This is a genomic window from Aeromicrobium sp. EU05-FHT14F07 (genome assembly GCF_058790455.1).
This window is the reverse complement of record NZ_JBYTCR010000038.1, coordinates 1-10,217: the sequence shown is the minus strand read 5'-3', so window position 1 is coordinate 10,217 and position 10,217 is coordinate 1. Positions and strand designations below refer to the sequence as shown.

9 protein-coding genes are annotated in these 10,217 nt (G+C 72.0%); 4 read left to right on the top strand and 5 right to left on the bottom strand.

Annotation, left to right across the window (positions count from 1 at the left end):
• Positions 1-290: 290 nt before the first annotated feature.
• A complete protein-coding gene (locus AC3WRM_RS18300; protein WP_492249968.1) occupies positions 291-1,247 on the bottom strand; it encodes an EamA family transporter in 957 nt (318 codons plus the stop codon).
• Positions 1,248-1,328: 81 nt separating this feature from the next.
• On the opposite strand from AC3WRM_RS18300, the gene AC3WRM_RS18295 reads away from it, so the two are divergent.
• Together AC3WRM_RS18295 and AC3WRM_RS18290 are read left to right on the top strand one after the other, a co-directional pair.
• Positions 1,329-1,793: an Lrp/AsnC family transcriptional regulator gene (locus tag AC3WRM_RS18295; protein ID WP_492249969.1), complete on the top strand. Its 465-nt coding sequence runs from the start codon at positions 1,329-1,331 to the stop codon at positions 1,791-1,793.
• A 93-nt stretch (positions 1,794-1,886) separates the two neighbouring features.
• Positions 1,887-2,966, top strand: a complete 1,080-nt coding sequence (locus AC3WRM_RS18290) for an SDR family oxidoreductase (protein WP_492249970.1) — start codon at positions 1,887-1,889, stop codon at positions 2,964-2,966.
• A gap of 6 nt (positions 2,967-2,972) precedes the next feature.
• Here AC3WRM_RS18290 and AC3WRM_RS18285 read toward each other — a convergent pair whose 3' ends face one another.
• Entirely contained in the window at positions 2,973-3,152 is a 180-nt protein-coding gene (locus AC3WRM_RS18285; RefSeq protein ID WP_492249971.1) for a hypothetical protein, read from the bottom strand.
• A 214-nt stretch (positions 3,153-3,366) separates the two neighbouring features.
• Between AC3WRM_RS18285 and AC3WRM_RS18280 the strand changes: the two genes are divergently transcribed.
• Complete coding sequence (locus tag AC3WRM_RS18280; protein WP_492249972.1) at positions 3,367-4,182, top strand: hypothetical protein; 816 nt, start codon at positions 3,367-3,369, stop codon at positions 4,180-4,182.
• An 80-nt stretch (positions 4,183-4,262) separates the two neighbouring features.
• Here AC3WRM_RS18280 and AC3WRM_RS18275 read toward each other — a convergent pair whose 3' ends face one another.
• Positions 4,263-4,577 carry a hypothetical protein gene (locus tag AC3WRM_RS18275; protein ID WP_492249973.1) on the bottom strand — a complete coding sequence of 105 codons (315 nt, stop codon included), beginning with the start codon at positions 4,575-4,577 and terminating at the stop codon, positions 4,263-4,265.
• A gap of 367 nt (positions 4,578-4,944) precedes the next feature.
• Positions 4,945-5,745 (bottom strand): alpha/beta fold hydrolase, encoded by an 801-nt coding sequence (locus AC3WRM_RS18270; RefSeq protein WP_492249974.1) that lies wholly within the window; start codon positions 5,743-5,745, stop codon positions 4,945-4,947.
• A gap of 143 nt (positions 5,746-5,888) precedes the next feature.
• Between AC3WRM_RS18270 and AC3WRM_RS18265 the strand changes: the two genes are divergently transcribed.
• Positions 5,889-7,634, top strand: coding sequence for a GNAT family N-acetyltransferase (locus AC3WRM_RS18265; protein WP_492249975.1), 1,746 nt, complete (start codon positions 5,889-5,891; stop codon positions 7,632-7,634).
• Here AC3WRM_RS18265 and AC3WRM_RS18260 read toward each other — a convergent pair.
• Positions 7,618-9,984: an ATP-binding cassette domain-containing protein gene (locus AC3WRM_RS18260; RefSeq protein ID WP_492249976.1), complete on the bottom strand. Its 2,367-nt coding sequence runs from the start codon at positions 9,982-9,984 to the stop codon at positions 7,618-7,620. The two genes, AC3WRM_RS18265 and AC3WRM_RS18260, sit on opposite strands and share 17 nt — an antisense overlap.
• Positions 9,985-10,217 lie beyond the last annotated feature (233 nt).

Sequence of the window (10,217 nt, the reverse complement as noted above, 5' to 3'; positions counted from 1 at the left end):
AACCCAGCCGGGCGTCAGTCTCGATACAAGTCAGAACGCCGGCAGCGACCCGGAACCATCTTCACCGTCTCGATACGTCCGAGCTTGGCAAGCTCGCTCGGACTACTCGACCAGCGAACGGTTCCGCTGGTCGAGTAGCGCGGCGCGCTGGGGGCACCTCCCGCTTGCGGGGGCGGGACGAGCGCCGCCCGTGCGTATCGAGACCACTCCAAGCGGTCGCTGGGGGCCGGTCCGCGCTGAACCGTTGCCGAGTGGTCTCGATACGTCCGAGCCTCGCAAGCTCGCCCGGACTACTCGACCAGCGGAGCGTGCCGGTGCTCGACCAGGAGCGGCCGTCGCCCGACCAGGCTTCCGGCGCGCGAGGGCGCGCGGCCGGACGCGTGGAAGAGCACGATGCCGACCACGACGAGGACGAGGCCGGCGGCGAGCACGGGTCCGAGCGGCTCGCCCAGGAGGGGCGCCGCGACGGTCGCGGTGAGCACGGGACTCGACGCGCCTGCGACGGCACCGGCTCCGCTGCCGAGCTGGCGGACCGCCAGGGCGTAGCAGAGCGTGGACGCTATTCCCGTGCCGACACCGAGCAGCAGCACCGTGGCCAGCACCTCCGACGCGGCCGCCGTCCCGCCGAGCAGCGCGGACGGCCCGAGCCCGAGCGCCACGGCGACCACCGCGCCGACGGTCGACCCGAGGCTGACGAGGACGACCACGTCGAGCAGCCCGAGGGTCGTCCGGGCGAGGGCGAGCGTGTAGACGGCCCACAGCAGGCCGGCCGCGAGCAACGCGAGCACGCCGACCGGGCCCCGGCCCGACGACATGGTGCTGGCGCTCACGGCGACTCCGCCCGTGATCAGCGCGAGCGCCACGACCCGGCCCCGTGGGACGCCCTGCCGGCGCAGCAGGAGGAGCGTGACGAACAGCGGCACGGTGCCGGGGACGAGCAGTCCGGTCAGCCCGGCGCTGGTGAGGTGGGCGCCGACGGCGAAGACCAGGAAGTGGGGGAGTCCACCGACGAGCACCAGCGCCAGCGTGCCGACCCGCTCGTGCCGAGCGCGACGCAACGCCCCGGGGACCCAGGGAGCCAGCAGGACGAGGGGAGTGGCGAACCGGAGCAGGGCCACGTCGAGCGTCGTCAGGCCCGACGTCCCGAGCGCCCGGGTGGTGAGCGCGAAGGACGACCACAAGAGGATCGTGGCGAGCAGGGCGGCGGGGCCGGCCACGCCGCGTCCGATCGGGACGGTTCTGGTCATGCCGCAACACTAGGGAGATCGCTGCGCCATTCGATTGCCTTTTCTGCTGTCAATGCTTCTCTCTGTGGCAGGATCTGCCACATGAGTCGCTTCGACGCCATCGACCAGGCCATCCTGCACGAGCTGCAGGTGGACGGCCGCCTCACCAACCAGGAGCTCGCCGACCGCGTGGGCCTGTCGCCGTCGCCCTGCCTGCGCCGGGTGCGGGCACTGGAGTCCGCCGGCGTGATCAGCGGGTACCGGGCGGTGGTCGCCCAGCAGGAGGTGGGACTGAGCATCACCGCCTTCGTCAGGCTGCGGCTGTCGTCGCACGCGACCGACACCGTGGAGGCCGTCGAGGAGGAGCTGCGGGCTCTTCCTGAGGTCGTCGAGGCCTACGTCCTGGCCGGCGACCACGACTATCTCCTGAAGGTGGTCGCCGAGTCGTTCGCGAGCTACGAGCAGCTGCTGCGCGACCGGATCCGCGACATCCCGTCGCTCGCGTCGATCGAGACGACGTTCGCCTTCGGCACCACGAAGGAGCCGTCGCCCGTCCCGGTGCCGTAGGGGAGAGGGGAGCGGGGCTGCTCGTCCCGCGACGACACCGGTGGCGCGTCTGGCGCCGAGCGGCGCGCTCGAGACGCGCCTAGGGTCGAGGACATGGGGGAGACGACGCGGACCGCTCTGGTCGCAGGGGCCACTGGCATCGCAGGCTCGGCACTGTGCCGGGAGCTGGTCGAGCAGGGCTGGGAGGTGCTGGGGCTGTCGCGCAGCGGCCGCTCGCCCGCGGACGGGGTGCGCGGCGTCGCAGCCGACCTGACCGACGAGCGGTCGCTGAGCGACGCCCTCGCACCTCACGCGCCGACCCACGTGTTCGTGACGGCCTGGAAGCGTCAGGAGGACGAGGCGGCGAACATCCGCGTCAACGGGCGCATGGTGCGCGACCTCCTCGCCGCCGTCACCCAGCCGGGCAGCGTTCGGCACGTCGCGCTGGTGACCGGACTCAAGCACTACCTCGGTCCGTTCGAGGCGTACGGGAAGGGGGAGGTGCCCGACACCCCCTTCCGCGAGGACGAGCCTCGCCTGCCGTACCCGAACTTCTACTACGCGCAGGAGGACGAGCTGTTCGCCGCGGCGGAGCGGATGGGCTTCACGTGGTCCGTGCACCGGGCCCACACCGTGATCGGTGCCGCCGTGGGCAACGCGATGAACATGGGGCAGACGCTCGCGGTCCAGGCCGCGATCTGTCGGGAGGAGGGGAGACCGATGGTCTTCCCGGGGTCGCGGACCCAGTGGGACGGCCTCACCGACATGACGGACGCGGGTCTGCTCGCCGAGCACCTGGTCTGGGCGGCCACCACGCCGGCCGCTGCCGACACGGCGTTCAACGTGGTCGACGGCGACGTCTTCCGCTGGCGGTGGCTGTGGCCCTTGCTGGCCGCGCGACTGGGCGTCGACGCGGAGGGCTTCGACACCGAGCCGCGACCCCTGGAGGAGCAGATGGTCGACGCCGCCGTGACGTGGTCGAGGATCGCCGAGCGTGAGCGGCTCGTGGAGTCCGACGTGGACCGCGTGGCGTCGTGGTGGCACACGGACGGTGACCTGGGCCGAGAGGTGGAGTGTCTCGCCGACATGACCCGGAGCCGCGTGCTCGGCTTCACGGGCTACCGGCCCACGCTGCAGGCGTTCCTCGACCTGTTCGACCGTCTCGAGGAGGCACGGGTCGTCCCACGACCGTGAGCAGGGTCAGGACTGCGCCATGCAGACCGCACCCGCCAGCATGAGCGTGATCGACCCGGCGACGAGGACCGTCTCGGCACCGCCCCAGGCGCCGCCGTCCGTCAGGGCGAGTCGCGTCGCCGACCTGGCGAACGAGATCATGCCGGTCAGCATGACGGCGATGCCCAGCAGCTCCAGCAGCGACATGGCGCACGCTCCTCTCGGGTCGCCCTGACGACCCGGTCCACGTGGCGGCTCGTCCGCACCCGTCCTCACAGGCTCACCCGTGACGGCCGCTCCTGCCGGACGAGTGGTGGGTGAACAGGTTCTGAACACCTACGGACCGCGTCGGGAAAACCATCGGAGGCGCCGCCGTCGACGGGGGTTGACCCGGCGTACGCACCCTGGAAGCCTGACCCCCGTGGCGAACGAGTCCCGTCTGGACCTCGTCGAGGGGCGCCGACGTCGTGCGTTGGCCACGTGCGTCGCGGGCGTCCCGCTGGCGTGGTTGGCGATGTTCCGCTCGGAGGATCTGGTGTCGTCCCGGACCGTGCGGTTCACCACGAGCTGGGAGTCGGCAGCCGGACGGCTGGACGATCCGCAGCACCTGCGGCACATGTTCGCCGCGTACGGCGACGTCGCGGAGTACACGCGCCTGCTGTCGCGGACGATCGACGCGCAGACGGCGACGCGGGGGAGGACACGGGTGTCCGTCGACGTCGACGAGATCGCGGGGGAGCACCCCGATCCGCGCGCGTGGGCCCGGGCGCTGGCGAAGGCGCTCGACGCGCTCGACGGACCGACGCCGACGCGCGCGCCGACTGCCAGATCGGAGGCCGTCGAGCCGGAGCTGACGGAGATCGACAAGATCAGACGACTGCGCCTCGCCGGCGACCTCGGGATCGGGGAGGCCCGATCACGCCTGCGGGAGCACGACGGCGACCTGGCCGCGGCACTCGCCGCCGTCGAGGCGACCAAGAGCCACGACGAGCGCGCCAGGGATCGAGCCGGCGCCTTCCTCGCCAGTCTCGCCGATCCGCGACCGTCCGTCCCGTTGCCGCCGTGGCAGGTGCTGCTCGAGGCCAGCGCCCTCGAGCTCGGCACGCCGTTCCCGCCGGCCGACGCACTGCTGGGCCCGTCCACGGCAGCCGACAGCGACATCCGGGTCCACGCCCGCCTGCTCGGCGAGGGCGTCGTGCCTGGCACCGTGAGCTGGGAGCCGGGCCAGCCGAGGTGAGGTGACGTGCGGTCTCGCACAGCGAGGCGCCCGGCCCCTGAGGGGACCGGGCGCCTCGGCGGATGACTTGCCGGTCAGGCTCAGTGGCAGTTCTTCACGCGCGACTGGCCGTTGCTGTGCTTCCACTGGAAGTTGCGGGTGCTGTGCCCGTCCCCGTGCCCCGTCGCGTAGTACGCCGAGGGGACGCTGTCGATCCTGATGTACTCGTTGGTCTGCACGGTGTAGCTCGTGACGCCGGCGTCGTTCCAGAACTGGATGTTCTCCGCGGCCTGGCACAGCTCGCCGTAGAGGGGCGTGTCACCGGCGGCGTGGGCCGCATTCTGCGCGACGCCGAGCGTGGCGGCCGTCACGGCCATCGTCGCGACCGCTGCCTTGGCGGCTTGACTGATCTTCATGGTGCTCTCCTCTCGTCAGAGGTCGGCGCATGGTTGCGTCGGCCAACTGATCGCAGTACAGAGCGTGCCGGTGACCACCGTCAAGGGGACAGTCGAGGTTGTGGGAAGAACGTACGGGTATCGGAGATGAAGGGCGGCGGCAGCGCCCTCGGAAGCGCTACCGCCGCCTCGGGCCCGCCTGACGCGAAGGAACGACCGCCGACGTGCCCAGGTGAACCGTACGGCTCATGGCGAGCGACACGGGGGCGAAGTTGGACGATCTGCGCAGTACGCGGATGCCGTCTCAGTAGTCGACCGGCCGCAGAAGCGATCCGCTACTTGACATAATGTGCATTATCGGATCGACGCGGACGAGCCGGGAGGGGCGTCAGGAGCCTGCGCGCACCGCGGCGTCGTGACGGTGCACGTGGTCGTCCAGCAGCGTGGTCCACGCGCGGACGTCGTCGGGTGACGCGGCCACGACGAGCGAGCTCGACGGCCACAGGGCGTGCAGCGTCTCCGCGGTGCTCAGCGGGTGCGCCGGGTCGTCGGTCCAGGCCATCAGCTGCGTGGGCACGTCGAGCGTCGCCAGCGCCGCGCTCGGCGGAAGGTCGGAACGCGCAGCGCCCCGCAGGACCGTCGGAAGCAACGTCTCGGCGACGTCGGGCACCGTGTCGGGACGGCCGCGCGTCGCCGGCGGCGGGACGGCGTCGGCCGCCAGCGCGACGAACGCGTCGACGCCCGACGTCTCGACCAGCCGGGCCGCCGCCTCGTACTCGGCCGCCTTGGCACGGCGGGACGCCCAGGCCGTCGGCGGGATCATGAGCGTCAGCGACGCGAACCGGCCCGGATCCGCGAGGGCGGCGTGCAGCAGCGTGGCTGTTCCCATCGACCCCCCGAGACCGTGGACCTGCTCCCCCGGGAAGAATCTTTCGACCACGTGTTCGAGGTCGTCGGCGAGCCGAGGCCAGGTGTAGTCCTCCACGACCCGCCTGCCGCTGGACAGACCGTGACCACGCGCGTCGTAGCGCAGCAGCCGCAGGCCGGGCACACGCGCCGCGACGTCGAGGCCGAGCACCGCGTCGCGTCGCCGGCTCGAGGTCAGCCCGTGCAGCACGACGACCGCCGGGCCGTCGTCGCCTTGCACGTCGACGTCCAGGACGGCTCCAGGCACGGTCACGGACGACATCGCGGGCGGCTCCTCGGTCTCGGGACCTCCCAGACTACGACCGCAGGGCGCCCGCACGGCCCCCCGCGCGCCCGTTGTGAGCGACGAGACACGCAGACGCCGACGGGACGCGCGACGTCCGGGCCGGCCCTAGAGTGACGACCATGCGGCTCACCCACGTGGCCCACCTGCGACTGCCGTTCGGTCGCGTGATGGGGTACGACCTCACTGTCGGCGCCACGGGCGAGCGCCTCCCGGTCTCCTTCGACCAGGAACGCCACGTCGGGCAGGGCGACCGTCCGGGCTCGTGGATGGCGATCACCGTCCGGCTGCCCGACGTCGACCTCGACCGCCTCGCGGAGGCCTGGCTCGCCGTCGTGCGCAGGCACGGGACCCTGCACACCGTCTTCTCCCTCGACGGCGACGGCGAGGTCGAGCTGCACGAGGTCGAGGTCGGGCCGGGGTCGTGGCGCGAGCACCCGATGGCGCCGGGCACGCGGCTCAGCGACGCGATCCGCGGCGTGCTGGACGAGCACTGCCGTCCGCTGTCCAGCCCGTCGCACCGCCTGTGCGTCGTGCAGTCGCACGACCGATCCACGGTCGTGATCGGGTCCGACCACGCCCACGTCGACATGTGGTCGCTGCTGGTGGTCGTGCGCGACCTCCTCCGCGAGCTCGGACACACCACCTCGGAGGTGCTCCCCCGCGCGTTCTCCAGCCACACCGAGTCGCTGCTCGGTCGCGAGCGTCCTCCGCAGGACGTGCGGGAGCGGTGGGCCGAGGTGCTTGGCGCCTGCGGCGACACCATGCCCCGCTTCCCCCTCCCCCTCGGCGACGTCGCGACACCCGTGCTCGAGCGGGTGGAGGTGCGTGACGTGCTCGACGTCGACGCGATGGCGTGGCTGGAGCGCGCCGCTCGCGCCCAGGGCGTCTCGACCCTCGCCCTCGTCACGTCGGTGATGACCCGGGTGACCCGGTCGCTGGCCGACGCGCCGTTCCGCGCCGTCTTCCCGGTCCACAGCCGCTACGAGGAGATCTGGCACGACGCGGTGGGCTGGTTCATCACGAACGCGGTCATCGACTCGCCCGATCCCGACCCGACCGCCTGCGCAGCGGCCGTGAAGGAGGCGATCCGGCTGGGGTCGTGGCCGCTCGCCGACGTCTTCGCCCCCTACGGGGGCATGCCCCAGTCCCCCGGCATGTTCGCGTTCTCCTGGCTCGACCTGCGCCGACTTCCGGTGCACGTCGACCACGTGGGACTCGAGGCGCAGTACGTCAGCGCTGCCGGCCGTACCGACGGGGTCATGGTGTGGTTCGTGCTCGACGAGGGGGGCGTGCACCTGCGCTGCCGCTACCCCGACACCGCCGAGGCACGGGCGTCGGTCGGGGGCTGGCTCGACGCGGTGGTCGACGGGGTGCGTCGCGCGGCGCGGGACGCCGGCACCACCCTCGAGGTCGACGGCGAGCGTCTGCGCGTCGAACGGGCGGAGCGCACCGACGTGCCTGCGATCGTCGCGCTGCTCGCCGACGACCCGATCGGCGCGTCGCGCGAGCACGGCACCGCGTCGGTCTACCAGGAGGCGTTCGACGCCCTCGTGCGGGACCCGTCGCAGCTCGTGGTGGTGGTGCGCGACGGCGACGAGGTCGTGGCGACGGCGCAGCTCACCATCCTCCCCGGCCTGTCCCGCGGTGGGACGACCCGCATGCAGGTGGAGGGGGTCCGTGTGGCGCCCGGCTGGCGCAGCCGTGGGCTCGGCGGAGCCTTCATGGCGTGGGCGCACGAGCACGGCCGCGCCCGCGGCGCACGGCTCTCCCAGCTCACGAGCGACACGTCGCGCGACGCGGCGCACCGCTTCTACGAACGGCTCGGCTACGAGCCGAGCCACGTCGGCTTCAAGCGCCCGCTGTAGCCCCGACGTAGGCGGCGAGGTGCCGCGCCGTCGGGCCGCTGTCGGAGGCGACCAGCGCGGCGGGCGTGCCCTCGAAGACGACGCGTCCGCCGTCGTGCCCGGCGCCGGGACCGAGGTCGATGACCCAGTCGGCGTGCGCCATGACGGCCTGGTGGTGCTCGACGACCACCACCGACCGTCCCGCGTCGACGATGCGGTCGAGCAGGGCCAGCAGGTTGTCGACGTCGGCGAGGTGCAGTCCGGTGGTGGGCTCGTCGAGCACGAGCACCTCGGCCGACTCCGAGAGCTGCGCCGCCAGCCTGAGCCGCTGACGTTCGCCACCGGACAGCGACGACAGCGGCTGGCCGAGGGTCAGGTAGCCGAGCCCGACGTCGACGAGCCGGGCCACGATCCTCTGTGCCGCCGGCACGCGGGACTCCCCCTCGGCGAAGAAGACCGCCGCGTCGGCTGCCGACAGCTCGAGCACCTCGGCGATGTTCCTGCCGCCGAGCGTGTGCTCGAGCACCGACGGCTGGAAGCGTCGCCCCTCGCACTCCTCGCAGGGCGACTCGACGGTCGCCATGACGCCGAGCTCGGTGATGACCACGCCGACGCCGCCGCACGTCGTGCAGGCCCCCTCGGAGTTGGAGCTGAAGAGGGCCGGCTTGACGCCGTTGGCCTTCGCGAAGGCCTTCCGCACCGGTTCGAGCAGGCCGGTCCAGGTGGCCGGGTTGCTGCGCCGCGATCCCTTGACCGGCGACTGGTCGACGACCACCGCACCCTCGTGCGCCGCGATCGAGCCGTGCACCAGCGAGCTCTTCCCTGACCCGGCCACGCCCGTCACCGCGCAGAGCACGCCGAGCGGCACGTCGACGTCGACGTCGCGCAGGTTGTGGGTGGAGGCGCCGCGGACCTGCAGACGTCCGGTGGACGTGCGAACCTCCTCCTTCAAGGGCACGTGGTCGTCGAGGTGGCGTCCGGTGAGGGTGCCGCTGGCCAGCAGCCCGGCGACGTCGCCCTCGAAGCAGACCGTCCCTCCCTCGGACCCCGCCCCTGGCCCGAGGTCGACGACGTGGTCGGCCACGCGGATGGTCTCGGGCTCGTGCTCGACGACGAGCACCGTGTTGCCCTTGTCGCGCAGCTGCAGCAGCAGCTGGTTCATCCGCTCGACGTCGTGCGGGTGGAGACCGATCGTCGGCTCGTCGAACACGTAGGTCACGTCGGTGAGCGACGACCCGAGGTGTCGGATCATCTTGGTGCGCTGTGCCTCTCCCCCGGACAACGTGCCGGCGGGACGGTCCAGGGACAGGTAGCCGAGGCCGATCTCGGTGAACGCGTCGAGGAGGTGCTGCAAGCCGGCGACGAGCGGCGCGACGGACGGCTCGTCGAGGTCACGCAGCCACGCGGCGAGGTCGCTGACCTGCATCGCGCACAGGTCGGCGATGTTCTTCCCCGCGATCCGTGACGATAGGGCGCCCGCGGTGAGGCGGGTGCCGTCGCAGTCCGGGCACGTGGTGAACGTGACGGCGCGTTCGACGAAGCGCCGGACGTGCGGCTGCAGCGACTCGACGTCCTTGCTGAGCATCGATTTCTGCACCTTCGTGAGCACGCCCTCGTAGGTGAGGTTGACGCCGTCGACCCGGATCTTCTCAGGTTCCCCGCGCAGCAGCTTCTCGCGCTGGGCATCGGTGAGCCGGCCGACGGGCACGTCCATCGGCAGCCCGGCGCCGGAGAAGATGCGTCCGTACCAGCCGTCCATGCTGTAGCCGGGCACCAGCAGCGCCCCGTCGGCGAGCGACTTCTCGGCGTCGTAGATCGCGGTGAGGTCGAAGTCGCTGACGGACCCCATCCCCTCGCAGCGCGGGCACATCCCGCCGAGGTAGACCTCCTTGCGCGCGACGCGCCTCTCCGTGCGCCCACCCCGCTCCGTCGTCATGACACCGCTCGCCGTCCGCGTGGGCACGTTGAACGAGAACGCCGTGGGCGGACCCACGTACGGCTCGCCGATCCGGCTGAACAGGATCCGCAGCATGGTGCTCGCGTCGGTCGCGGTACCCACCGTCGACCGCGGGTTCGCCCCCAGCCGCTCCTGGTCGACGATGATCGCCGTCGTGAGCCCATCGAGGTGGTCGACGTCGGGACGCGACAACGAGGGCATGAACCCCTGCAGGAACGCGCTGTACGTCTCGTTCACGAGCCGCTGCGACTCCGCCGCGACGGTCCCGAACACCAGCGAGCTCTTCCCCGACCCCGACACACCCGTGAAGACCGTCAGCCGACGCTTGGGCAGGTCGACGCTCACGTCCTTCAGGTTGTTCTCCCGAGCCCCCTGCACGCGGATGACGTTGTGACGGTCAGCGGTGTGAGCCATGTCGCTCAGGCTAGCGGCGCGGGCGTGGCGGTTGGCGGGCTTGGGGAATGTGCCTGCTGCTGCGCAGCCTGCGGTGATCTCGACCCACCACAGCGCTGCCTCGGCTTTCGCTGTGCCTGGTCTCCGAAAGGGCCTCGACCGGGCGGCTGGGCGGGAGCCGGCTTCGGGTCTCGGGCTGTGGCCCGCGTGGGACGCAAGAATCTGCGTTCGTGCGCTGGGACTCGAAGGCTTCT

Excerpts from the sequence above, each read along its gene's own strand:
- AC3WRM_RS18300 (WP_492249968.1), bottom strand. The coding sequence starts at position 1,247 with ATGACCAGAACCGTCCCGATCGGACGCGGCGTGGCCGGCCCCGCCGCC.
- AC3WRM_RS18295 (WP_492249969.1), top strand. The coding sequence starts at position 1,329 with ATGAGTCGCTTCGACGCCATCGACCAGGCCATCCTGCACGAGCTGCAG.
- AC3WRM_RS18290 (WP_492249970.1), top strand. The coding sequence starts at position 1,887 with ATGGGGGAGACGACGCGGACCGCTCTGGTCGCAGGGGCCACTGGCATC.
- AC3WRM_RS18285 (WP_492249971.1), bottom strand. The coding sequence starts at position 3,152 with ATGTCGCTGCTGGAGCTGCTGGGCATCGCCGTCATGCTGACCGGCATG.
- AC3WRM_RS18275 (WP_492249973.1), bottom strand. The coding sequence starts at position 4,577 with ATGAAGATCAGTCAAGCCGCCAAGGCAGCGGTCGCGACGATGGCCGTG.
- AC3WRM_RS18270 (WP_492249974.1), bottom strand. The coding sequence starts at position 5,745 with ATGTCGTCCGTGACCGTGCCTGGAGCCGTCCTGGACGTCGACGTGCAA.
- AC3WRM_RS18265 (WP_492249975.1), top strand. The coding sequence starts at position 5,889 with ATGCGGCTCACCCACGTGGCCCACCTGCGACTGCCGTTCGGTCGCGTG.
- AC3WRM_RS18260 (WP_492249976.1), bottom strand. The coding sequence starts at position 9,984 with ATGGCTCACACCGCTGACCGTCACAACGTCATCCGCGTGCAGGGGGCT.